Origin of the sequence: Paraburkholderia sp. PREW-6R (genome assembly GCF_039621805.1) — a bacterium.
Classification (GTDB): domain Bacteria; phylum Pseudomonadota; class Gammaproteobacteria; order Burkholderiales; family Burkholderiaceae; genus Paraburkholderia.
Genome location: NZ_CP155073.1, coordinates 2,984,861 through 3,008,640 on the forward strand (window position 1 = coordinate 2,984,861; position 23,780 = coordinate 3,008,640).

The following is a 23,780-nucleotide window of genomic DNA, read 5'->3' on the forward strand; positions in this document are numbered from 1 at the left end:
AACGTCAGGCGTTCAGACAATGGGCGATTCTATTACGCGAATTGTCCGTTGACGCACGCGACGCCGCCAAAAATGGCTTCGGCGTAGAATCAATTGGGTCCGTGTCCGGGCCATGCGGCCCGCGTCACTTCATGTCAGCTGAAAGCACAAACGCATCTCACTCCATCATGAAACTGATTCCCGAAATCCAGGCCGCTCGCGGCGAAATTCAGACGATTCGACGAACGATTCACGCTCATCCGGAACTGCGTTACGAGGAAACCGCCACTGCCGACCTGGTGGCGAAAAGCCTTGAGTCATGGGGCATTGAAACTCACCGGGGACTGGGCAAGACTGGCGTGGTCGGCGTGCTCAAGCGTGGTAACGGAACGCGCTCAATCGGCCTGCGTGCCGACATGGACGCGCTGCCGATTCAGGAGGTTAACAGCTTCGATCATCGGTCAAAAAACGACGGAAAAATGCACGCATGCGGCCACGACGGACATACCGCCATGCTGCTCGGAGCAGCGCGTTACCTTGCGAAGCATGGAGAGTTCGACGGCACGATCGTGTTCATCTTCCAGCCTGCGGAGGAAGGCGGTGCGGGCGCGCAGGCGATGATCGACGACGGCTTGTTCGTCAAGTTTCCTGTCGACGCAGTGTTCGGCATTCACAACTGGCCGGGAATGCCTGCCGGCCAGTTCGGCGTGACGGAAGGTCCGATCATGGCGTCGAGCAACGAATTTCGTATCTCAATCAAGGGCATAGGGTCGCACGCGGCGCTGCCTCACAATGGTCACGACCCCGTCTTCACAGCAGTACAGATTGCGAATGGCTTGCAAAGCATCATCACGCGGAACAAGAAACCGCTCGACACTGCGGTGTTGTCCATCACTCAGATTCATGCTGGCGACGCGGTGAACGTCGTGCCGAACGACGCGTGGATTGCGGGCACTGTGCGCACTTTCACGACAGAGACACTGGATCTGATCGAAGAGCGGATGCGCAAGATCGCCCAAAGTACCGCCGAGGCGTATGACTGCTCAGTGGATATTCGCTTTCACCGAAACTACCCGCCGACTGTCAACAGTAGCGAAGAAGCGCGGTTTGCCGCCTCGGTGATGAAGGAGATTGTCGGCGCGGAAAACGTCGACGATGCCGTTGAGCCGACCATGGGCGCCGAGGACTTTTCGTTCATGCTGCTGGCAAGGCCAGGGTGCTACGCGTTTCTTGGCAACGGAGACGGAGGCCATCGCGAGTCCGGTCACGGCGCCGGGCCCTGCATGTTGCACAACGCAAGCTACGATTTCAACGACGAGTTGCTGCCGGTTGGGTCGACTTATTGGGTGCGGTTGGCGCAGCGCTTTCTGGAGCAGGGAAAGTGAGGCCGGTAATGCTTTGGAACGAAGCGGATGTTGATTCGGTAACGCAGGGTTCGATTGGGCTTTGTGTTGCGGCGTGACGTAGCTTTTGGGGGCTATCTGGGGATGGGCGGGCTGTTATGGCGGGCGGGTCTGGCGCATTGGACTCAGGACCGATGAAGCTTTCTTGCGCCTGCGCCCGAAGCTGTTGTGTTGCCGTTGTCGGGCAGCCGTTTCCGCACGCCGTAAACGCAGAAACCCCACCTTTTGGGGGTGGGGTTTCTGACACTGCTGGGGAGCCTGACGATGACCTACTTTCACACGGGTAATCCGCACTATCATCGGCGTGGCGTCGTTTCACGGTCCTGTTCGGGATGGGAAGGGGTGGGACCGACGCACTATGGTCATCAGGCATGACTTGTTGTTGCGCTGTCTTTTGGGGGGACAGCCCAACCAATCGGGGAAGAAGTAGTGTCTGGTGAGGCTCACCAGAGTTTTAGGGTTGTGCTGTTTCTGGCACAACACTGATCTCAACCGTGTGTGGTCTGCACAAGACCCTGCGCGTGGCGCAGGGTGGGGCCGCCATGAGTGCTTGCGCACTGACGGCTGGCCGTCACACACCTGTTATAGGATCAAGCCTTACGGGCAATTAGTATCAGTTAGCTTAACGCATTACTGCGCTTCCACACCTGACCTATCAACGTCCTGGTCTTGAACGACCCTTCAAGGGGCTCGAAGCCCCGGGGATATCTCATCTCAAGGCGAGTTTCCCGCTTAGATGCTTTCAGCGGTTATCTCTTCCGAACATAGCTACCCGGCGATGCCACTGGCGTGACAACCGGTACACCAGAGGTTCGTCCACTCCGGTCCTCTCGTACTAGGAGCAGCCCCCTTCAAATATCCAGCGCCCACGGCAGATAGGGACCAAACTGTCTCACGACGTTTTAAACCCAGCTCACGTACCTCTTTAAATGGCGAACAGCCATACCCTTGGGACCGGCTACAGCCCCAGGATGAGATGAGCCGACATCGAGGTGCCAAACACCGCCGTCGATATGAACTCTTGGGCGGTATCAGCCTGTTATCCCCAGAGTACCTTTTATCCGTTGAGCGATGGCCCTTCCATACAGAACCACCGGATCACTATGACCTGCTTTCGCACCTGTTCGACTTGTCAGTCTCACAGTCAAGCACGCTTATGCCATTGCACTATCAGCACGATTTCCGACCGTACCTAGCGTACCTTCGTACTCCTCCGTTACACTTTGGGAGGAGACCGCCCCAGTCAAACTGCCTACCATGCACTGTCCCCGGTCCGGATAACGGACCCAGGTTAGAACCTCAAACAGATCAGGGTGGTATTTCAAGGTTGGCTCCACGCAAACTGGCGTTCACGCTTCAAAGCCTCCCACCTATCCTACACAGACCGGTTCAAAGTCCAATGCAAAGCTACAGTAAAGGTTCATGGGGTCTTTCCGTCTAGCCGCGGGGAGATTGCATCATCACAAACACTTCAACTTCGCTGAGTCTCGGGAGGAGACAGTGTGGCCATCGTTACGCCATTCGTGCAGGTCGGAACTTACCCGACAAGGAATTTCGCTACCTTAGGACCGTTATAGTTACGGCCGCCGTTTACCGGGACTTCAATCAGGAGCTTGCACCCCATCATTTAATCTTCCGGCACCGGGCAGGCGTCACACCCTATACGTCCACTTTCGTGTTTGCAGAGTGCTGTGTTTTTATTAAACAGTCGCAGCCACCAGTTTATTGCAACCCCTTCACCCTCTGCCCGCAGGGGCATCAAGCTACAGGGGCGTACCTTATCCCGAAGTTACGGTACCAATTTGCCGAGTTCCTTCTCCCGAGTTCTCTCAAGCGCCTTAGAATACTCATCTCGCCCACCTGTGTCGGTTTGCGGTACGGTCACTGTCAAACTGAAGCTTAGAGGCTTTTCCTGGAACCACTTCCGATTGCTTCTTCACCGAAGTGAATGGCCTCGCACCCTTGAATTCCGCGCCCGGATTTGCCAAAGCGCCTTCTCCAATGCAAGGACCGGGACGTCCAACACCCGGACAACCTTCCGCGATCCGTCCCCCCATCGCATTTGACAATGGTGCAGGAATATTGACCTGCTTCCCATCAGCTACGCATTTCTGCCTCGCCTTAGGGGCCGACTCACCCTACGCCGATGAACGTTGCGTAGGAAACCTTGGGCTTACGGCGAGGGGGCTTTTCACCCCCTTTATCGCTACTCATGTCAGCATTCGCACTTCCGATACCTCCAGCACACTTTCCAGTGCACCTTCGCAGGCTTACGGAACGCTCTCCTACCATGCATATAAATATGCATCCGCAGCTTCGGTATATTGCTTAGCCCCGTTACATCTTCCGCGCAGGACGACTCGATCAGTGAGCTATTACGCTTTCTTTAAAGGATGGCTGCTTCTAAGCCAACCTCCTGACTGTTTTAGCCTTCCCACTTCGTTTCCCACTTAGCAATATTTGGGGACCTTAGCTGGCGGTCTGGGTTGTTTCCCTCTTGACACCGGACGTTAGCACCCGATGTCTGTCTCCCGTGATTGCACTCTTCGGTATTCGGAGTTTGCTATGGCGTAGTAATCCGCAATGGACCCCACAACCATGACAGTGCTCTACCCCCGAAGGTGATACACGAGGCACTACCTAAATAGTTTTCGGAGAGAACCAGCTATTTCCAGGTTTGTTTAGCCTTTCACCCCTATCCACAGCTCATCCCCTAACTTTTCAACGTTAGTGGGTTCGGACCTCCAGTACGTGTTACCGCACCTTCATCCTGGCCATGGATAGATCACCTGGTTTCGGGTCTACACCCAGCGACTGAAATCGCCCTGTTCGGACTCGCTTTCGCTACGCCTGCCCTAATCGGTTAAGCTTGCCACTGAATGTAAGTCGCTGACCCATTATACAAAAGGTACGCCGTCACCCCCTTGCGAAGGCTCCGACTGTTTGTATGCATGCGGTTTCAGGATCTGTTTCACTCCCCTCCCGGGGTTCTTTTCGCCTTTCCCTCACGGTACTGGTTCACTATCGGTCGATCACGAGTATTTAGCCTTGGAGGATGGTCCCCCCATCTTCAGACAGGATTTCACGTGTCCCGCCCTACTTCTCGTACACCCAGTTCTTCCTCGCTGTTTTCGTCTACAGGGCTATCACCTGCTATGGCCGCACTTTCCAGAGCGTTCGACTAACAATGAAGATAAAGAGTACAGGCTGCTCCCATTTCGCTCGCCACTACTCTGGGAATCTCGGTTGATTTCTTTTCCTGCGGCTACTTAGATGTTTCAGTTCGCCGCGTTCGCTTCGCGTAACCTATGTATTCAGTTACGGATGACCCATTCGGGCCGGGTTTCCCCATTCGGACATCTACGGATCAAAGCTCGTTTGCCAGCTCCCCGTAGCTTTTCGCAGGCTACCGCGTCCTTCATCGCCTGTGATCGCCAAGGCATCCACCACATGCACTTGTTCGCTTGACCCTATAACGGGTGCGTCTTCCGACCCACTCGCTACAGGTTGAGTATTCGTGTTGCGCCGTATTCCAAAGCAATCTTTCGATCACTTAAAAATACATCGATACAATCACAACCCTGATTCACCTACTCGATCACCCATCTCTAAGTGATCTTTCGTGAATCTCTTTACTACTTCTTCCTGATTGTTAAAGAACGACAGCCGATAGCGCAGTTACCATCACCACGTATCGCTCTGACTGGCTCAATCGCCAATGCATAACGCTCGGTGAATACCGAACACTAGGCATTGAGGATTGGTGGAGGATGACGGGATCGAACCGACGACCCCCTGCTTGCAAAGCAGGTGCTCTCCCAGCTGAGCTAATCCCCCCGGTCATGCACAGAACAGCATCTGCTTTCCATCCCCGGGGGTCTCACCGGTCAGCCACCGCAGAATCAGTGGTGGGTCTGGATGGATTCGAACCATCGACCCCCGCCTTATCAAGACGGTGCTCTAACCGGCTGAGCTACAGACCCCTGAGTCTGTCTGCGTATGCTGTGCATGTGTGTCTTCAAAGTTCACAGCCGATAAGCGTGAGCGCTTGGTGCGTCGCCTGACGCATAAGCTCTGGAAAGGAGGTGATCCAGCCGCACCTTCCGATACGGCTACCTTGTTACGACTTCACCCCAGTCATGAATCCTACCGTGGTGACCGTCCTCCTTGCGGTTAGACTAGCCACTTCTGGTAAAACCCACTCCCATGGTGTGACGGGCGGTGTGTACAAGACCCGGGAACGTATTCACCGCGGCATGCTGATCCGCGATTACTAGCGATTCCAGCTTCACGCACCCGAGTTGCAGAGTGCGATCCGGACTACGATCGGTTTTCTGGGATTGGCTCCACCTCGCGGCTTGGCAACCCTCTGTTCCGACCATTGTATGACGTGTGAAGCCCTACCCATAAGGGCCATGAGGACTTGACGTCATCCCCACCTTCCTCCGGTTTGTCACCGGCAGTCTCCCTGGAGTGCTCTTGCGTAGCAACTAGGGACAAGGGTTGCGCTCGTTGCGGGACTTAACCCAACATCTCACGACACGAGCTGACGACAGCCATGCAGCACCTGTGTTATGGCTCCCTTTCGGGCACATCCACCTCTCGGCAGACTTCCATACATGTCAAGGGTAGGTAAGGTTTTTCGCGTTGCATCGAATTAATCCACATCATCCACCGCTTGTGCGGGTCCCCGTCAATTCCTTTGAGTTTTAATCTTGCGACCGTACTCCCCAGGCGGTCAACTTCACGCGTTAGCTACGTTACCAAGCCAATGAAGGCCCGACAACCAGTTGACATCGTTTAGGGCGTGGACTACCAGGGTATCTAATCCTGTTTGCTCCCCACGCTTTCGTGCATGAGCGTCAGTATTGGCCCAGGGGGCTGCCTTCGCCATCGGTATTCCTCCACATCTCTACGCATTTCACTGCTACACGTGGAATTCTACCCCCCTCTGCCATACTCTAGCCCGCCAGTCACAAATGCAGTTCCCAGGTTAAGCCCGGGGATTTCACATCTGTCTTAGCGAACCGCCTGCGCACGCTTTACGCCCAGTAATTCCGATTAACGCTTGCACCCTACGTATTACCGCGGCTGCTGGCACGTAGTTAGCCGGTGCTTATTCTTCCGGTACCGTCATCCGCCACAGGTATTAACCACAGCGTTTTCTTTCCGGACAAAAGTGCTTTACAACCCGAAGGCCTTCTTCACACACGCGGCATTGCTGGATCAGGCTTGCGCCCATTGTCCAAAATTCCCCACTGCTGCCTCCCGTAGGAGTCTGGGCCGTGTCTCAGTCCCAGTGTGGCTGGTCGTCCTCTCAGACCAGCTACAGATCGTCGCCTTGGTAGGCCTTTACCCCACCAACTAGCTAATCTGCCATCGGCCGCCCCTGTAGCACGAGGTCCCGAAGGATCCCCCGCTTTCCTCCGCAGAGCGTATGCGGTATTAATCCGGCTTTCGCCGGGCTATCCCCCACTACAGGACACGTTCCGATGTATTACTCACCCGTTCGCCACTCGCCACCAGGGTTGCCCCCGTGCTGCCGTTCGACTTGCATGTGTAAGGCATGCCGCCAGCGTTCAATCTGAGCCAGGATCAAACTCTTCAGTTCAAACCTGTTACTGTTTCTCGGGCTCTCTCGAACCCGGTCGCTCACTCAACGTACTGACGAATGATCCTTCCATCTCTCGACAGAAAAACCTTCCTTTCATTACTGTGTGAGACCTGATACTTTCGCTTCACCCGGCCCCGTAAGACCCGGTGTGCGCCAGCGCATCAAGCGCCCACACTTATCGGCTGTTAGTTTTTAAAGATCAGTTACGCTTCCACGACCGCGCTGCACCGGATGACCACCTTCGCCACCCCCGCACCGCTTCGTTTCTGCGCCCGCTGCATCAGCAGCAGAGAAGCGAGATTATGAAGAACTTCCGTGTCGCCGTCAACAGTTTTCAGCAACTTCCTGAACCTGCCCACCGCGCCGAAAGCCTCGCCAGCCAAGGCTCTCCCGCTTCCCGTGCCCCGGCGTCCGGAGCACGAAAGAGCGAGATTCTAGCGAGCCCCAATCCGCCTGGCAAGCGTTATTTTGACAGGCGTATTAACGATGCTTGAAAGCCGGCTTCCGCTTCTCGACGAAAGCGCCCATCCCTTCCTTCTGGTCCTCGGTGGCGAAGAGAGAGTGGAACAGGCGTCGCTCGAAGTGGACTCCTTCAGCGAGCGTCGTTTCGTAAGCTCGATTGACCGATTCCTTGACCATCATGACTGCCGGAAGCGGAAATTCGGCAATGGTCGCCGCTGCGGCTAGCGCTTCGTCGACCAACGACGCGGCCGGAATCACCCGCGACACCAACCCGGCCCGTTCAGCCTCGTCGGCGTCCATGAAGCGCGCGGTCAGGCACATGTCCATTGCTTTCGCTTTCGACACAGCGCGCGGCAATCGCTGCGTGCCGCCCGCACCCGGCATGATGCCAAGCTTGATTTCCGGCTGGCCGAACTTGGCCGTATCGGCGGCGAAAATGATGTCGCACATCATCGCCAACTCGCAGCCGCCACCCAGCGCGAAACCGGCCACCGCTGCAATGATCGGCTTGCGGATCGCGCGGACCGCTTCCCAGTTGCGGGTAATGTAGTCGCCCTTATAGACGTCCATATACGAATAAGAGGCCATCATGCCGATATCCGCGCCAGCGGCAAAAGCCTTCTCGCTGCCCGTGACGACGATCGCGCCGATTGCCTCGTCGGCGTCGAACTCGCGAAGCGCCGTCCCCAACTCGTCCATCAATGCGTCGTTCAACGCATTCAGCGCTTTCGGCCGGTTCAGCGTAATCAGACCGACGCGCCCGCGCGTCTCGACCAGAATGTTCTCGTAAGCCATGCCGCCTCCTAGTGATTAGTAGGCACGCGAAAACGCTTCGCGCAGCCATCTTAATAATGCTAACATTCACCAACCAACCGGTCGGTTAATTATTCGACAGGCTTTTTCACCGTACAGCCAAAGCCCCACGCCATGACACATCCGCTATTCATCAAGCACGAAGACACGCTGACAAAGGCGCTCGCAGCAATTGAGACCCGCGGTTACTGGAGCCCGTTCGCCGAGATGCCCAGTCCGAAAGTGTACGGGGAAACAGCTAACGCAGACGGCGAAGCCGCATTCAAAGCCCTTCTCGGCAAGACGTTCGAACTGGACCAACCAACGACAGGCGAAACCGTCGGCGCCGAGGTTTCGCCGTTTGGCATTCCGCTCGGCGTACGCTACCCGAAAGCCGATCCCGAAGCGCTGATCGCCGCTGCTGCACAAGCACAACGCGACTGGCGCGCGGCAGGTCCACAAGCGTGGGTCGGCGTATCGCTCGAAATTCTCGCGCGGATCAACCGCGCCAGCTTCGAAATCGGCTACAGCGTGATGCATACCACCGGCCAGGCTTTCATGATGGCTTTCCAGGCAGGCGGCCCGCATGCCCAGGACCGCGCGCTGGAAGCCGTGGTCTACGCATGGGACCAGTTGCGTCGCATTCCCGCCGACGCCCACTGGGAAAAGCCGCAAGGGAAAAACCCGCCGCTTGCGATGCATAAGCGCTACACCGTCGTGCCACGCGGCACCGGCCTCGTGCTTGGTTGCTGCACGTTCCCGACGTGGAACGGCTATCCGGGCCTGTTCGCCGACCTGGCAACGGGCAACACGGTGATCGTCAAGCCGCACCCGGGCGCGATTCTCCCGCTGGCATTGACTGTGCGGATCGCCCGCGACGTTCTGCGCGAAGCCGGTTTTGACCCGAACGTGGTGACCCTGCTCGCGACCGAGCCGAACGACGGCGCTCTCGTGCAGGCGCTGGCCGTGCGCCCCGAGATCAAACTGATCGACTTTACCGGCAGCACGCAAAACGGCACATGGCTCGAGCGCAATGCGCACCAGGCACAGGTCTATACCGAAAAGGCCGGCGTCAATCAGATCGTGATCGACTCGGTCGACGACATGAAAGCCGTCGCCCGCAACATCGCTTTCTCGCTCGCGCTCTACTCCGGCCAGATGTGCACCGCGCCGCAAAATATCTATGTGCCGCGCAACGGCATCCGCACGGCCGAGGGCACCTTGAGCTTTGACGAAGTCGCTCAGGCCATTGGCGGCGCCGTGCAAAAACTGGTGGCCGACCCGGCGCGTGCCGTCGAACTGCTTGGCGCGATCCAGAACGAAGGCGTCACCCAGAGAATCGACGAAGCCGCGAAGCTTGGCAACGTTCTCGCCGAAAGCCAGACGCTCACCCACCCTGTCTTTGCGGAAGCCCGCGTGCGCACCCCGCTCGTCCTCAAGCTGGACGCCGGCAAAGACGGCGAGCAGATCACCAAGGAATGGTTCGGCCCGATCTCGTTCGTGATCGCGACGGATTCCACGGCGCAGTCCCTCGAACTGGCGGGCGCGACCGCGGCTGAACACGGCGCGCTGACGCTGTCGGTCTACAGCACCGACGAAGCCGTGCTCGAAGAGGCGCACGAGGCCTCGATTCAGGGCGGCGTAGCACTGTCGATCAACCTTACCGATGGCGTGTTCGTGAATCAGTCGGCGGCGTTTTCGGACTTCCACGGCACGGGCGCGAATCCGGCAGCGAATGCCGCGCTCGCCGACGCCGCCTTTGTCGCGAACCGTTTCCGCGTCGTTCAAAGCCGCGTTCATGTTGAACCGAAAGCGGCGCCGGCGGTAGCTGGCTGAATGGCATAAGACGAAAGCACGGCGTTCGTCCTATGACGTTTGGCCGAATGGACCGCGCTTTGCGCGACAACTAACATGAGACATCGGATCGGCACCTCACGCCGATCCGTCCTGACGGAATTGAAATGACCGACGCTTTTATCTGCGACGCGATTCGCACCCCGTTCGGCCGCTATGGCGGCGCCCTGAAAGACGTTCGCGCGGACGACCTCGGCGCCGTGCCGATCAAGGCACTGATTGAACGCAACCCGGGCGTCGACTGGAAGGCGCTGGACGACATCATTTACGGTTGCGCCAATCAGGCGGGCGAAGACAATCGCAACGTCGCGCGTATGTCCGCGCTGCTGGCCGGTCTGCCCACCGACGCGCCGGGCGCCACCCTCAACCGCCTGTGCGGCTCGGGCATGGATGCCGTGGGCACTGCCGCGCGTGCGATCAAGGCGGGCGAAGCGCGGCTGATGATTGCTGGCGGCGTCGAGAGCATGACGCGCGCGCCGTTCGTGATGGGTAAGGCTGCTAGCGCATTCGCCCGTCAGGCCGACATTTACGACACCACGATTGGCTGGCGCTTCATCAACCCGCTGATGAAACGTCAGTACGGCGTCGACTCGATGCCCGAAACCGCTGAGAACGTCGCTGTTGAATTCGGTGTCAGCCGTGCCGATCAGGACGCGTTCGCGATGGCAAGCCAGCAAAAAGCGGCGCGCGCGCAGCGTGACGGCGTTCTGGCTCAGGAGATTGTCGCTGTTGAAATTCCGCAGAAGAAAGGTGACCCGGTTCGCGTCACGCTCGACGAACATCCGCGCGAAACGTCGCTCGAAAGTCTCGGCAAGCTGAAAGGCGTAGTTCGCCCAGACGGCAGCGTGACCGCGGGCAACGCGTCCGGCGTGAATGACGGCGCGTGCGCCCTTCTGCTTGCGAACCAGCAGGCGGCCGACCAGTACGGTCTGCGTCGCCGGGCGCGCGTGGTCGGCATGGCCACGGCGGGCGTCGAGCCGCGCATCATGGGCATCGGACCTGCGCCGGCCACGCAAAAGCTGTTGAGGCAACTAGGCATGTCGCTCGAACAGTTCGACGTGATCGAACTCAACGAAGCGTTTGCGTCGCAGGGGCTTGCCGTCTTGCGCACCCTCGGTTTGCGTGACGACGATCCACGCGTCAATCCGAACGGTGGAGCGATCGCCTTGGGCCATCCGCTTGGCGCCTCGGGCGCGCGGCTCATCACCACCGCCTTGCACCAACTGGAACGCATCAACGGCCGCTTCGCGCTTTGCACGATGTGTATCGGCGTCGGCCAGGGCATCGCGTTGGTGATCGAACGCGTCTGAGTATTGCGCCGCAAGACTATCACCAGCCAGATGAGACTTTGAGGAGACACCCAATGTCATTTGAAGCGATCCGCGTGGACATCGACGCATCGAGCCACGTCGCCACCATCACGCTGAACCGGCCGGACAAGCTCAACAGCTTCACGCGAGCCATGCACGAGGAGTTGAGCGCGGCGCTCGATCAGGTCGACTCGTCCGGCGCCCGTGCGCTCGTGCTGACCGGCGCCGGCCGAGGCTTTTGCGCAGGACAGGATCTCGCCGATCTCGACTTTACGCCAGGCGCGATGACCGACCTGGGCGAGCTGATCGAGGCCTATTTCAACCCGTTGATTCGTCGCCTTCAATCTATGCCGTTGCCGGTGATCGCCGCCGTGAACGGCACCGCGGCGGGCGCGGGCGCCAATCTCGCGCTTGCATGCGACCTCGTGTTTGCCGCACGCTCGGCGAGTTTCATACAGGCTTTCGTGAAAATTGGCCTCGTGCCCGACTCCGGAGGTACGTGGTTCCTGCCTCAACGCGTCGGTATGGCTCGCGCTTTGGGCCTTGCCATGACCGGTGACAAGCTCGGCGCAGAGAAGGCCGAAAGCTGGGGCCTGATCTGGCAGGTCGTGGATGACGCGGATCTTGCCGCTACTGTTGCCACCTTCGCAGCCGGCCTTGCACAACAGCCGACGCGCGCAATTGCGGCAATCAAGAAAGCGATGCGCGCCAGTGTTACGCAAACGCTCGAGCAGCAACTCGATCTCGAGCGCGATCTGCAACGTGACCTCGGCGCTTCGCATGACTACGCGGAAGGCGTGCAAGCGTTCGTCGGAAAGCGCGCGCCGCGCTTCGAAGGTCGTTGATATGTCCAGTCAACCCGAACTCGCCGGCAAAACGGCCAGCCAGATGACGCCGGACGAACTCGCGCGCGCCACGGCTGCAGCGATGTATGAAAACGACGCGTGCACGAAAGCGCTTGGCATCGAAATCGTCGAGGTGCGCGCGGGCTACGCGCGCCTTCGGATGGCGGTGCGCGCCGATTTCCTGAATGGTCACCAGATCTGTCACGGCGGTCTGATGTTTACGCTTGCCGACTCGGCGTTTGCCTTCGCGTGCAACACGTACAACATCAATACGGTCGCAGCCGGATGCTCGATCGAATTCCTGCGCCCGGTGCCAGGCGGCGAAGTGCTGACCGCGGAAGCGATCGAACAGACACTGAGCGGCCGCACGGGCATTTACGATATTCGCGTCACCAACCGCGCTGGCGAACCGGTTGCCATGTTTCGCGGCAAGTCGGCACAGATCAAAGGCAATCTGATTCCAACCGGCGATTAGTCCGCGACGCGGCTAAGGCGCAGCTCAGGCGCGGCGGCACGCCGGATGGACAGCGCCGTGGCCGCTGCCTGCAGCAGCCGCACCAATACGCTAGCCGATAACGACAGTCCGCGATTTCGGCACGCACACGCTTCACACATCAGACCCAAGCATTGAGGCAGCAAGGAGACTTTCAATGACCACCAGCCTTCCGCTCGATCCGATCGAGACCGCCAGCCGCGACGAACTCGCCGCACTTCAACTTGAACGGCTGAAATGGTCGTTGAACCATGCGTACGAAAACTCGCCAGTTTATCGGCGCAAATTCGACGAAGCCGGCGTGCATCCGAGTGAAGTCAAAACACTCGCAGATCTGGCGCGCTTTCCGTTCACGACCAAAACGGATCTGCGCGACAACTATCCGTTCGGGATGTTTGCCGTTCCGCAAGATCAGATTTCACGAATTCACGCTTCGTCCGGCACGACCGGCAAGCCGACCGTGGTCGGCTACACCGCGCGTGATATCGACACGTGGGCCAATCTCGTCGCGCGGTCAGTGCGCGCAGCCGGAGCGAGGCGCGGCGACAAGGTTCACATAAGCTATGGCTACGGTTTGTTCACGGGCGGCCTCGGCGCGCACTACGGCGCCGAGCGCGCCGGTCTCACGGTGATACCGTTCGGCGGCGGCCAGACTGAAAAGCAGGTGCAACTGATTCAGGATTTTCGTCCCGACATCATCATGGTCACGCCGAGTTACATGCTCTCGATCGCCGACGAGCTCGAGCGCCAGGGCGTCGATCCGACCCACTGTTCGCTGCGCATCGGCATCTTCGGCGCGGAGCCGTGGACCAACGACATGCGTCAGGCAATAGAAAAGCGCATGGGCATCGATGCGGTCGACATCTACGGTCTGTCCGAGGTGATGGGCCCGGGCGTCGCGTCCGAGTGTGTGGAAACCAAAGACGGCCCGACGATCTGGGAGGACCATTTCTATCCGGAGATCATCGACCCGGAAACTGGCGAAGTGCTGCCGGATGGTGAACTCGGCGAACTGGTGTTCACGTCGCTCACGAAAGAGGCGCTGCCGATCATCCGCTACCGCACGCGTGATCTGACGCGTCTGCTGCCGGGCAGCGCTCGCACGATGCGTCGAATGGAAAAGATCACCGGCCGTTCCGACGACATGATGATCGTGCGCGGCGTCAATGTTTTTCCCACTCAGATCGAAGAGTTGCTGCTCAAACAGCACGCACTCGCGCCTCACTACCAGATCGTGCTGACGAAGGAAGGTCCGCTGGATGTATTGACGCTGAACGTCGAGCCGTGCCCGGAGACGGCGCCGGACTCCGTCGCGCTGACCACGGCAAAGCAGGCATTGAGTTACGACATCAAGGCACTGATTGGTGTAAGCGCAGTGGTCAATGTGCTTGGCGTGAACGGGATTGAGCGTTCGGTAGGAAAGGCGCGGCGAGTGGTGGATAAGCGCACTTCGGGTCTTTGAGTCGATGCGGCGGCCCGAGCTTCGCCTGACCTGAGCCAGGTCAGACGGCAGCGGCGGCCGCCGGCCTTCTCACGCCTTGAACGAAGCACGCGGCCGCGACTCGCCGAAGTCTCTGCCCGGCACCCAAGGACTCAGGAATTCGGCAGCAGCAGCCACATCCTGCCGCCCTGCTTCATCTTGCCGGCGAGGTCGCCGGCTTCATCGCCCAAGCCCCAGAAATAGTCCGCGCGCACGCCGCCCTTGATCGCCGACCCCGTGTCCTGCGCGAACACCAGCCGATTCATCGGCGAATTGGTCAGAGGACGCGTTGTCTGCAAGAAAACTGGCGTGCCGAGCGGAATGGAAGTCGGATCGACCGCGATCGACCTCTCCGGTGTGAGCGGCACGCCCAGCGCGCCGATCGGGCCATCCGCGCCGCCGCCCGGCGCACTTTCCGCGGACGGCATCTCGCGGAAGAAAACAAAGCGCGGATTGGTATCGAGCAGTGCGTTGACGCGATTGGGATTCGCCCGCGCCCAAGCCTTGATGCCCTGCATGGTCGCCTGCGCCGGGGTCAGTTCGCCACGATCCAGCAGCCAACGTCCAATCGACTTGTACGGCTGATTGTTCGTGCCGCCGAAACCCAGCCGCAGCACGCTGCCGTCTTCCATCACGATACGGCCCGATCCCTGCACCTGGAGGAAAAACGCTTCGATCGGATCGTCGACCCACACAATTTCATTGCCGTTCAGCGCGCCAGCGCGCTCGAGTTGCGCCCGCGCCGGCATTGCCTCGCCCGGGCGATAGCCGGACGGCCAGCGATAAAGCGCCGTCTGATACACGCCATGCCGCGTGCGCGAACCTCGCAGCAAAGGCTCGTAATACCCTGTGACGAGTCCGTCGAGCGTGCCATCTGTGTTGGCTAGCTGAAATGGCGTGAAGTAGGCTTCGAAAAAGGCCCGCGCACTGGTCACGTCCAGATCGTCGATCTGCGCGGCCGCCGCACAGGCCCGCGCCCAGTTCGCCTGACGCGCCAGCCGCACGCAGTTTTGCCGCAACGCGGCGGTTGCGCCGATCAGCGAGTCGTCCTGCCAGCCCGGCACCTGCTGCCAGGCCACGGCCGTGAGCCGTGTCGATGCAATCTGGCCGGGGATGATCGCGGCGCCAGTCGGGGGTGAAGCGGAAGACCGGATCGCGCCGCCGCCTCCGCAGGACGCCAGCATCACCGCTACCGAAAGTGCCCCGAGCCATGCTCCGGCCGTGCGGATAAAGCGCATACAATGTTCGTTCTTGATGGAAACCGCCATGTCTGATCTGTTCGACGAATACCCGATGCTTATCTTCGCGCTGGAATCGCTCCTCGCGCTTTTCCTGCTGGTCTTTATCGTTGTATGGACGTCGTCCGGTAAAAGGAAAGCGGCGCGCGCCAGCCGTCATGACGCGCCCACGCCGTCCAACGAGCAGAAGCCTTTATGACGCCGGGCGCTTGAGCGTCAACATTAAACTGTCTAATGACCGCACCCGGCGCGTCCAGTTCAATGCAGCGTGCGCGGCATGCGCAAAATGAATTCAGGCACCGGCGCATCGAATCGTTCGCCGTCCTCCGCCACGCAGAAATACTCTCCGCGCATCGTGCCAACGGGTGTCGCAATCACCGCCCAACTCGTGTACTCGAATTGCTCGCCGGGTTTCAGCAGCGGCTGGTGGCCAACCACGCCCAGCCCCTTCACTTCCTGCACATTCTTTTCACTGTCGGTGATCACCCAGTGACGCGCGATCAGTTGTGCGGGCACCTGACCGGTGTTGCGGATGGTCAGCGTGTAGGCGAACGCATACTGGCGGCGCTCCGGGTCCGACTCTTCGGGCAGGAACTGCACCTGCGCCGAGACGCTGAATTCATACTGGCTCATCCTGGTTCCGGTCTGGTGAACGGGCTGTGAAAACCTACGAAAGCCGGCGAAAGCCGGGGCGCAGCCAGTCACCGAGCTCACCGGCGACGCAGCACTGATGGTTTGGCATTCTGCGTCATGCAGGGCGGCCCCGCAACCCGACAAATCCCTTCGGCCACGGCCTTTCAGGACGTTTTTGCAACATTCGACGTCCGCCGTGGCGGCGGCTTTGCACGCCCGGCCGGCCGGTTCGAAATCGTACAAACCGGTAAAATAACGCTTTCCCCGCTCGCACCCGCCCCCGCCATGACGCAATTCCGCATTTCGCCCAGCATCCTGTCCGCCGACTTCTCCCGCCTCGGCGAAGAAATCCGCAACGTCGTCGCTGCCGGCGCCGACTGGATTCATTTCGACGTGATGGACAACCACTACGTGCCCAATCTGACGATCGGGCCCCTCGTGTGCGAGGCGATCCGCCCGCATGTGGACGTGCCGATCGACGTGCATCTGATGGTGCGACCGGTGGACCGTATCGTGCCGGACTTCGCGAAGGCCGGCGCGAACATCATCAGCTTTCATCCGGAAGGCTCGGACCATATCGACCGTACGCTGTCACTGATTCGCGATCACGGCTGCAAGGCGGGCCTCGTGTTCAACCCGGCCACGTCGCTGAGCCATCTCGATTACGTGATGGACAAGGTCGATCTCGTGCTGATCATGTCGGTCAATCCGGGCTTTGGCGGCCAGTCGTTCATTCCCGAGGCGCTCGTCAAACTGCGGGAAGCGCGCAAGCGCATTAATGAGTACCGCGACCGCACCGGTCGCGAGATTCATCTGGAAGTGGATGGCGGCGTCAAGGTCGATAACATCGCGGAGATTGCCGAGGCAGGCGCAGACACGTTCGTGGCCGGCTCGGCAATCTTCGGTGCGCCGGATCACAAGGCCGTGATCGAGAAAATGCGCGCGGCGATCGCTCACATCCAGCACTGAACCGGCACGACGTAATGACGACTCCGTTCCCCGCCCCGAGATTGAACGGCCCGCGCCTGCAAGCCGCGATCATCGACCTGGACGGCACGATGATCGACACCGCCGACGACTTCACCGCCGGTCTGAACGGCATGCTCGCGCAACTCGACGCGAGCGGGACAACGCGCGAAGAAGTGATCGGTTATGTCGGCAAGGGTTCGGAGCACCTGATCCGCAGCGTGCTCGCGCCGCGTTTCGAAGCCGAGCATGCGCAAGACCGTTTCGACGAAGCGCTCGCCATTTATCAGGCGGAATACGCGAAGATCAATGGTCTGCACACGCGCCTGTATCCGGAGGTCGAAGCCGGCCTGCGCGCGATGCGAGACGCCGGCATCAAACTCGCCTGCGTGACCAACAAGCCGCACCGGTTCGCAGTCGAGCTGCTCGAACAGTATGGGCTGGCGCCATATTTCAGCGTCGTGCTCGGCGGCGACAGTCTGCCGAAAAAGAAGCCGGACCCATTGCCGATGCTTACCGCGGCTGCGCAATTGGGCGTTGATCCGCAGGCCACGGTTGCTATCGGCGATTCGGAAAACGACGCGCTGGCGGGCCGCGCTGCAGGCATGGCGACGCTCACCGTGCCCTACGGCTACAACCACGGGCAAGCTATACAAACGATAAAATCCGATGGTATAGTTGCCTCGCTGCTCGACGCCGCGAAGGCGATCGCAGCGCATCATTCCACGACTTGAACAGTCCTTCATCCTCATGTTTCTGAATAAAAAACGGAGTCTGATTAGCATCGACCGGGGAGCCTGGCCCTGGCGTCGCTGGTCGCGCTAACCTCGCCTGAGGTACGCTGAAGCTCGTCTTCGGCAACCGTTTTTTACTTCGCTGCGCTCACGCGTGTTTCCCCTCACCTGGTTTCGCTGCACTGGTTTATTCGGCCTTCCTTTACCCAAAAGGTACTGACTGAACGCTGACACCCGCTGCACGCGTCGATGGGAAACTCGCGCCGGTTATCATCATCGTTTCGAACCGTCGAACTGTCGAACGTCGATCGAACGCCTGACCGGCCGCGCCATGCCCCGCTTTGTCCGGCGCACGCTGCCGCCGGACCTACGAACAGGATCGGAACATGACCGAACTCGAATTCCAGTCCCTCGCCAACGAGGGTTTCAACCGCATTCCGCTCATCGCCGAAGCACTCGCGGACCTCGAAACGCCGCTCTCGCTGTACCTCAAGCTCGCGCAACCGGAGCGCAACGGCGCCAACTCTTTCCTGCTGGAATCGGTAGTGGGCGGCGAACGTTTCGGGCGCTACTCGTTCATCGGCTTGCCGGCGCGGACGTTGATCCGCACACGCAATGCGGTGTCGGAAGTGGTGCGCGACGGCAAGGTCGTCGAGACGCACGAGGGCGATCCGCTCGAGTTCATCCAGCAATTCCAGGGTCGTTTCAAGGTTGCGCAACGTCCCGGATTGCCGCGTTTTGCGGGCGGTCTGGCCGGCTATTTCAGCTATGACGCTGTGCGTTACATCGAGAAAAAACTCGCCGACACCACCCCGAAAGACGATCTGAACTTGCCCGACATCCAGTTGCTGCTCACCGAAGAAGTGGCGGTGATCGACAACCTCGCCGGCAAGCTCTATCTCGTGGTCTACGCCGATCCAACGCAGCCGGAGGCCTACACGAAAGCGAGACAGCGTCTGCGCGAACTGCGTCAGCGGTTGCGCGCGACCGTCCAGCCGCCCGTCACGTCGGCAAGCGTACGCACGGAAACGTATCGCGAGTTCGCGAAAGACGATTACCTGGCCGCGGTGCGCAAGGCAAAGGAATACATCGCGGCCGGCGAACTCATGCAGGTGCAGGTCGGCCAGCGTCTGACGAAGCCGTATCGTGACAATCCGCTGTCGCTGTATCGCGCGCTGCGCTCGCTCAATCCGTCGCCGTATATGTACTACTACAATTTCGGCGACTTTCACGTGGTGGGGGCGTCGCCGGAAATTCTGGTGCGCCAGGAAAAGCGTGGCGAAGATCGGATCGTCACGATCCGTCCACTCGCGGGTACCCGTCCGCGCGGCAATACGCCGGAACGCGACGCCGAACTCGCGACCGAACTGCTGAACGATCCGAAGGAAATCGCCGAACACGTGATGCTGATCGACCTCGCGCGCAACGACGTGGGCCGCATCGCGCAGATTGGCTCGGTAGTCGTCACCGATAAAATGGTGATCGAAAAATACTCGCACGTGCAGCACATCGTGAGTTCGGTCGAAGGCAAATTGAAGCCGGGCACCACCAATTTCGACGTGCTGCGCGCCACGTTCCCGGCCGGCACGCTGTCGGGCGCGCCGAAAGTGCGCGCAATGGAACTGATCGACGAACTCGAACCCGTGAAGCGCGGCCTCTACGGCGGGGCGGTCGGCTACCTGTCGTTCACCGGCGAAATGGATCTGGCGATCACGATCCGCACCGGCGTAATCGCGAACGGCAATCTGTATGTGCAGGCGGCAGCCGGTGTCGTCGCCGATTCGGTGCCGGAGTCCGAATGGCAGGAGACCGAGAACAAGGCGCGTGCGGTATTGCGCGCCGCCGAACAGGTGCAGGACGGCCTCGATAGCGACTTCTGACCGGAGAACACCATGCTGCTCATGATCGACAATTACGACTCGTTCACCTACAACCTGGTGCAATACTTCGGCGAACTCGGCGAAGACGTGCGCACCTACCGTAACGACGAAATCACGCTGGACGACATCGCGAAGCTCAACCCCGAGCGTATCTGCCTGTCGCCCGGCCCGAGCAATCCGCAACATGCGGGCATCACGCTCGACGTGTTGCGCGAATTCGCCGGCAAAACGCCGATTCTCGGCGTCTGCCTGGGCCATCAGGCTATCGGCGAGGCCTTCGGCGGGCGCGTAGTGCGCGCGCAAACCATCATGCACGGCAAGGTCAGCACGATCGAAACCGACTGCAAAGGCGTGTTCTCCGACCTGCCGAAACACTTTTCGGTGACGCGCTACCACTCGCTCGCCATCGAGCGCGAGTCGCTGCCCGACTGTCTGGAAGTGTCCGCATGGACCGACGACGGCGAGATCATGGGCGTGCGCCACAAGGAGCTCGCGGTGGAAGGCGTGCAATTTCACCCGGAAGCGATTCTGTCCGAACACGGCCACGCGCTGCTCGAAAACTTCGTGAAACAGTCGAAGGCCAGCCCTTCCCACCGCGCCGCCCGATGAAACGAGACGACATCATGACGATCACGCCTCACGAAGCGCTGCAACGGACCATCGAGCACCGCGAGATATTCCACGATGAAATGCTGCATCTGATGCGGCTCATCATGCGCGGCGAACTTTCGCCCGTGATGGCGGCGGCGATCATTACCGGCCTGCGCGTGAAAAAAGAGACCATCGGCGAAATCACCGCAGCCGCCACGGTGATGCGTGAATTCGCCCGCCACGTCGAAGTGCAGGACAACTCGAATTTTGTCGATATCGTCGGCACGGGCGGCGACGGTTCGCAGACGTTCAACATCTCCACGGCCACCATGTTCGTTTCGGCGGCCGCCGGCGCGAAAGTAGCGAAACATGGCGGGCGCGGCGTATCGAGCAAGTCGGGCAGCGCGGACGTGCTCGAAGCACTCGGCGTGAAAATCGACCTGCAGCCGGAACAGGTGGCGGAATCGATTGCGGAAACGGGCATGGGTTTCATGTTCGCGCCGAATCACCATCCGGCCATGAAAAACATCGCGCCGGTGCGTCGGGAACTGGGCGTGCGGACCATCTTCAACATTCTCGGGCCGCTCACCAATCCGGCTGGCGCGCCGAATCAGCTGATGGGCGTGTTCCATGCTGACCTCGTCGGCATTCAGGTGCGGGTGATGCAACGCCTCGGCGCCAATCACGTGCTGGTGGTGTACGGAATGGACGGCATGGACGAAGTCTCGCTCGGCGCGGCTACGCAGGTCGGCGAATTGCGCGACGGCCAGATCCTCGAATACGAAATCCATCCGGAAGACTTCGGCATGCAGATGGTGTCGAACCGCACGCTGAAAGTGGCGGACGCTTCCGAGTCCAAAGCCATGTTGCTCGAAGCACTCGACAACAAACCGGGCGTCGCGCGTGAAATCGTCACGCTGAACGCGGGCACGGCGCTGTATTCGGCAAACGTGGCTTCATCCATCGCGGACGGCATCGTGCTGGCGCGCGAGGCGATCGCGAGCGGCAAGGCTCGCGCGAAGGTTGAAGAACTCATTCGCTTCACCCAGCAATACACGCAGTAATTACGTAGCGAGAACGTTATGAGCGACATTCTGGACCGCATCATCGCGGTCAAACGCGAAGAAGTCCGCGCCGCCGAACAGAGCGCGCCGCTCGAAGAGTTGCGGCTCGAAGCGTCGTCGCGCAATATTCGCGACTTCGTCGGCGCGTTGCGCGCGAAGCATTCGGCGGGACTTGCCGCCGTGATTTCCGAAGTGAAGAAAGCGAGCCCGTCGAAAGGCGTGTTGCGCGAACACTTCGTTCCGGCCGAGATCGCGCGGTCGTATGAAAAGCATGGCGCGGCCTGCCTGTCCGTGCTGACCGACGTGCAGTTCTTCAAGGGCAGCGTCGCGTATCTACAGGAAGCACGCGCCGCGTGCAGTCTGCCGGTGCTGCGCAAAGACTTTATCGTCGATCCGTATCAGATCGTCGAAGCCCGCGCGATGGGCGCCGACGCGATCCTGCTGATCGCCGCCGCGCTCGAAACATCGCAAATGCAGGATCTCGAAGCGCTCGCGCATTCGCTCGGGCTGGCCGTGCTGGTTGAAGTGCACGACCGGGACGAGTTAATGGAAGCGCTCACGCTGAGCACACCGCTGATCGGGATCAACAATCGCAATCTGCGCACGTTCGACACGTCGATCGAGACGACCATCGGCATGCTCGAACTGATTCCCGACGATCGCATCGTGGTGACGGAGTCCGGCATCCTGTCGCGCGTCGATGTCGAACGGTTGCGGGCGATGGACGTGCATACGTTCCTCGTCGGCGAAGCCTTCATGCGTGCCGAAGATCCAGGCGTAGAGCTTGCGCGTATGTTTTTCTGACCACGCACCCGGCTAGCGGAGCAGATCATGGGCATGGAACGCGAAATCAAGCTGACGTTGCCGCCTGACCAGGTGGAAGCGGCAACGCAATGGTTCGGCGCACGTGCGGGCACACCAGGCCGCGCGATCGAGTTGAAGAATATCTATTTCGATACGCCACAGCTCGCGCTGGCTCACTCGAAAAGCGCGCTGCGTCTGAGGCATGCACCGGAAGGCTGGCTGCAGACCTACAAGACCGTCGGTGATGCGAAAGACGGTTTGCACAGTCGCCACGAATGGGAGATGCCCGTCGCCGGCGAAGAGCTGGAGATCGACGCGCTGTTGAATGCGTGCGACGAAGCGTCGGCTGCGGACGCGGTGCGGCAAGCAGCGCCGGAACTGATCGAACTGTTCCGCACGAACTTCACGCGCACGCTGTGGAATGTGAATGTCGACGGCTCCACGATCGAGGCTGCGATCGATCGGGGCGACGTCGTTGCCGACGTCGACGGTGAAAAGCGTCGTGCTCCGATTCTGGAAATCGAACTCGAGTTGAAGTCCGGCGACGAGGCTGCGCTTCATACGCTCGCGGCGGAACTCGGCAACGCAATCCGCGGCCTCGCACCGGATAATGTCAGCAAGGCGCAGCGCGGCTATCAGCTGCGCAAGGGGTGAAGCGTCGCGGGGACGCGGTGGCGCCATGACAATCCGCCGCGCCCCCTGCAAGTTTCACCCGACGCGGCCCCTTGAGCCGCGACACGTTTGCTGAGACACTTCCTCGCCATGACATCCGCTTCTCGTACCCGCGCCCATCCCATCTCGTCGCAAGCCTCGTTGTTCGGTGACGACGCAAACACCGCCTCTACCACGCAGCAACCATCATCAACAGACAAAGTGAGCGCACGCGCCGACGCGCCGCCCACTCTCGAAGCCCAGTTTGCCGCTCTCCCTGCGGCATGGCGCGTGCATCTGAAGCCGTTCATTGGCAGCGACGCGTATCGCTCGTTGTGCGATTTTGTCGACGGTGAACGCGCGGTGGGCAAAACCGTGTATCCCGCCGACGTTTTCCGCGCGCTTCGGCTGACAAGCCCCGACGACGTGAAAGTGGTCATCCTCGGCCAGGATCCGTATCACGGCGAAGATCGCGGCACGCCACAAGCACATGGACTCGCGTTTTCTGTCGCGCCGCATGTGCGCCCGCCGCCGTCACTGCGCAACATCTTCAAGGAAATTGCCGCGAGTCTCGGTCATGAGCCGCCGGGGCATGGCTGCCTGGATTCGTGGGCGAGGCAAGGCGTGCTGCTGTTGAACACGGTGCTGACCGTCGAACGCGACTCGGCAGCGAGTCACGCAAAACGCGGTTGGGAAAAATGCACCGATACGCTGATTCACGAGTTGGCGATCAAGCACGACGGCCTCGTGTTCATGCTATGGGGCGCGCATGCACAGGCCAAACGCGCGCTGCTCGGCGGCAAATCGCATTACGTGCTGGAAGCGCCGCATCCGTCGCCGCTGTCCGCGCATCGCGGCTTTCTCGGCTGCGGACACTTCGCGAAGGCAAATGACTACCTCGTCAAACAGGGCCGCGAACCGATCGACTGGCGCCTGCCCGACGAAGCGAAAATGCTTGCGTGACATCGCGCGCGGCAGGCCGGCGGC

At 60.1% G+C, this 23,780-nt stretch carries 18 protein-coding genes, 2 tRNA genes and 3 rRNA genes; 15 read left to right on the forward strand and 8 right to left on the reverse strand.

Annotated features, from left to right (window positions below; genetic code table 11):
- Positions 1-167 precede the first annotated feature (167 nt).
- Complete coding sequence (locus tag AAGS40_RS13085) at positions 168-1,364, forward strand: M20 aminoacylase family protein (RefSeq protein ID WP_345811869.1); 1,197 nt, start codon at positions 168-170, stop codon at positions 1,362-1,364.
- Positions 1,365-1,638: 274 nt separating this feature from the next.
- Here the strand turns inward: AAGS40_RS13085 and rrf are convergent.
- From rrf to AAGS40_RS13115, 6 genes are all read right to left on the reverse strand, one after another.
- Positions 1,639-1,752: ribosomal RNA gene (gene rrf, locus AAGS40_RS13090) — 5S ribosomal RNA — on the reverse strand.
- Positions 1,753-1,968: 216 nt separating this feature from the next.
- A 23S ribosomal RNA gene (locus AAGS40_RS13095) occupies positions 1,969-4,852 on the reverse strand.
- 291 nt (positions 4,853-5,143) lie between these two features.
- Positions 5,144-5,219, reverse strand: a tRNA-Ala gene (locus AAGS40_RS13100).
- Positions 5,220-5,288: 69 nt separating this feature from the next.
- Positions 5,289-5,365: transfer RNA gene (locus tag AAGS40_RS13105), tRNA-Ile, on the reverse strand.
- Between the two features lie 95 nt (positions 5,366-5,460).
- Positions 5,461-6,993 (reverse strand): 16S ribosomal RNA (locus AAGS40_RS13110).
- The 16S, 23S and 5S rRNA genes sit together here with 2 tRNA genes alongside, the layout of an rRNA operon.
- Positions 6,994-7,476: 483 nt before the next feature.
- Positions 7,477-8,253, reverse strand: a complete 777-nt coding sequence (locus AAGS40_RS13115) for an enoyl-CoA hydratase (protein ID WP_345811870.1) — start codon at positions 8,251-8,253, stop codon at positions 7,477-7,479.
- A gap of 132 nt (positions 8,254-8,385) precedes the next feature.
- Here AAGS40_RS13115 and paaN point away from each other — a divergent pair, with 132 nt between their 5' ends.
- The 5 genes from paaN to paaK all read left to right on the forward strand — a co-directional run bounded on the left by paaN (position 8,386) and on the right by paaK (position 14,214).
- Positions 8,386-10,086, forward strand: a complete 1,701-nt coding sequence (paaN, locus tag AAGS40_RS13120; RefSeq protein ID WP_345811871.1) for a phenylacetic acid degradation protein PaaN — start codon at positions 8,386-8,388, stop codon at positions 10,084-10,086.
- Between the two features lie 125 nt (positions 10,087-10,211).
- Positions 10,212-11,414, forward strand: a complete 1,203-nt coding sequence (pcaF, locus tag AAGS40_RS13125; protein WP_345811872.1) for a 3-oxoadipyl-CoA thiolase — start codon at positions 10,212-10,214, stop codon at positions 11,412-11,414.
- A 53-nt stretch (positions 11,415-11,467) separates the two neighbouring features.
- A complete protein-coding gene (gene paaG / locus AAGS40_RS13130; protein WP_345811873.1) occupies positions 11,468-12,259 on the forward strand; it encodes a 2-(1,2-epoxy-1,2-dihydrophenyl)acetyl-CoA isomerase PaaG in 792 nt (263 codons plus the stop codon).
- A gap of 1 nt (position 12,260) precedes the next feature.
- Complete coding sequence (gene paaI / locus AAGS40_RS13135; RefSeq protein ID WP_345811875.1) at positions 12,261-12,734, forward strand: hydroxyphenylacetyl-CoA thioesterase PaaI; 474 nt, start codon at positions 12,261-12,263, stop codon at positions 12,732-12,734.
- 175 nt (positions 12,735-12,909) lie between these two features.
- Positions 12,910-14,214 (forward strand): phenylacetate--CoA ligase PaaK, encoded by a 1,305-nt coding sequence (paaK, locus tag AAGS40_RS13140; RefSeq protein ID WP_345811876.1) that lies wholly within the window; start codon positions 12,910-12,912, stop codon positions 14,212-14,214.
- Positions 14,215-14,345: 131 nt separating this feature from the next.
- Here the strand turns inward: paaK and AAGS40_RS13145 are convergent, their stop codons facing one another.
- Positions 14,346-15,470 (reverse strand): MltA domain-containing protein, encoded by a 1,125-nt coding sequence (locus AAGS40_RS13145; RefSeq protein WP_345811877.1) that lies wholly within the window; start codon positions 15,468-15,470, stop codon positions 14,346-14,348.
- 28 nt (positions 15,471-15,498) lie between these two features.
- On the opposite strand from AAGS40_RS13145, the gene AAGS40_RS13150 reads away from it, so the two are divergent.
- Complete coding sequence (locus AAGS40_RS13150) at positions 15,499-15,669, forward strand: hypothetical protein (protein ID WP_345811878.1); 171 nt, start codon at positions 15,499-15,501, stop codon at positions 15,667-15,669.
- Positions 15,670-15,728: 59 nt separating this feature from the next.
- Here AAGS40_RS13150 and apaG read toward each other — a convergent pair whose 3' ends face one another.
- A complete protein-coding gene (gene apaG, locus AAGS40_RS13155; RefSeq protein ID WP_345811879.1) occupies positions 15,729-16,103 on the reverse strand; it encodes a Co2+/Mg2+ efflux protein ApaG in 375 nt (124 codons plus the stop codon).
- Between the two features lie 285 nt (positions 16,104-16,388).
- Here apaG and rpe point away from each other — a divergent pair, with 285 nt between their 5' ends.
- The 8 genes from rpe to AAGS40_RS13195 all read left to right on the forward strand — a co-directional run bounded on the left by rpe (position 16,389) and on the right by AAGS40_RS13195 (position 23,756).
- Positions 16,389-17,072 carry a ribulose-phosphate 3-epimerase gene (gene rpe, locus AAGS40_RS13160; RefSeq protein WP_345811880.1) on the forward strand — a complete coding sequence of 228 codons (684 nt, stop codon included), beginning with the start codon at positions 16,389-16,391 and terminating at the stop codon, positions 17,070-17,072.
- 14 nt (positions 17,073-17,086) lie between these two features.
- The gene (locus AAGS40_RS13165; RefSeq protein ID WP_345811881.1) at positions 17,087-17,803 is read left to right on the forward strand and encodes a phosphoglycolate phosphatase; all 717 of its coding nucleotides are present in this window, start codon (positions 17,087-17,089) and stop codon (positions 17,801-17,803) included.
- A 386-nt stretch (positions 17,804-18,189) separates the two neighbouring features.
- Positions 18,190-19,683 (forward strand): anthranilate synthase component I, encoded by a 1,494-nt coding sequence (gene trpE / locus AAGS40_RS13170; protein ID WP_345811883.1) that lies wholly within the window; start codon positions 18,190-18,192, stop codon positions 19,681-19,683.
- Positions 19,684-19,695: 12 nt separating this feature from the next.
- Positions 19,696-20,292 carry an aminodeoxychorismate/anthranilate synthase component II gene (locus AAGS40_RS13175; protein ID WP_345811884.1) on the forward strand — a complete coding sequence of 199 codons (597 nt, stop codon included), beginning with the start codon at positions 19,696-19,698 and terminating at the stop codon, positions 20,290-20,292.
- 14 nt (positions 20,293-20,306) lie between these two features.
- Positions 20,307-21,338 (forward strand): anthranilate phosphoribosyltransferase, encoded by a 1,032-nt coding sequence (gene trpD / locus AAGS40_RS13180; protein WP_345811885.1) that lies wholly within the window; start codon positions 20,307-20,309, stop codon positions 21,336-21,338.
- A gap of 18 nt (positions 21,339-21,356) precedes the next feature.
- Complete coding sequence (gene trpC / locus AAGS40_RS13185; protein ID WP_345811886.1) at positions 21,357-22,142, forward strand: indole-3-glycerol phosphate synthase TrpC; 786 nt, start codon at positions 21,357-21,359, stop codon at positions 22,140-22,142.
- Between the two features lie 27 nt (positions 22,143-22,169).
- Complete coding sequence (locus tag AAGS40_RS13190) at positions 22,170-22,796, forward strand: CYTH domain-containing protein (RefSeq protein ID WP_345811887.1); 627 nt, start codon at positions 22,170-22,172, stop codon at positions 22,794-22,796.
- A 108-nt stretch (positions 22,797-22,904) separates the two neighbouring features.
- Positions 22,905-23,756, forward strand: a complete 852-nt coding sequence (locus AAGS40_RS13195) for a uracil-DNA glycosylase (protein WP_345811888.1) — start codon at positions 22,905-22,907, stop codon at positions 23,754-23,756.
- The last annotated feature ends 24 nt before the right edge of the window (positions 23,757-23,780 follow it).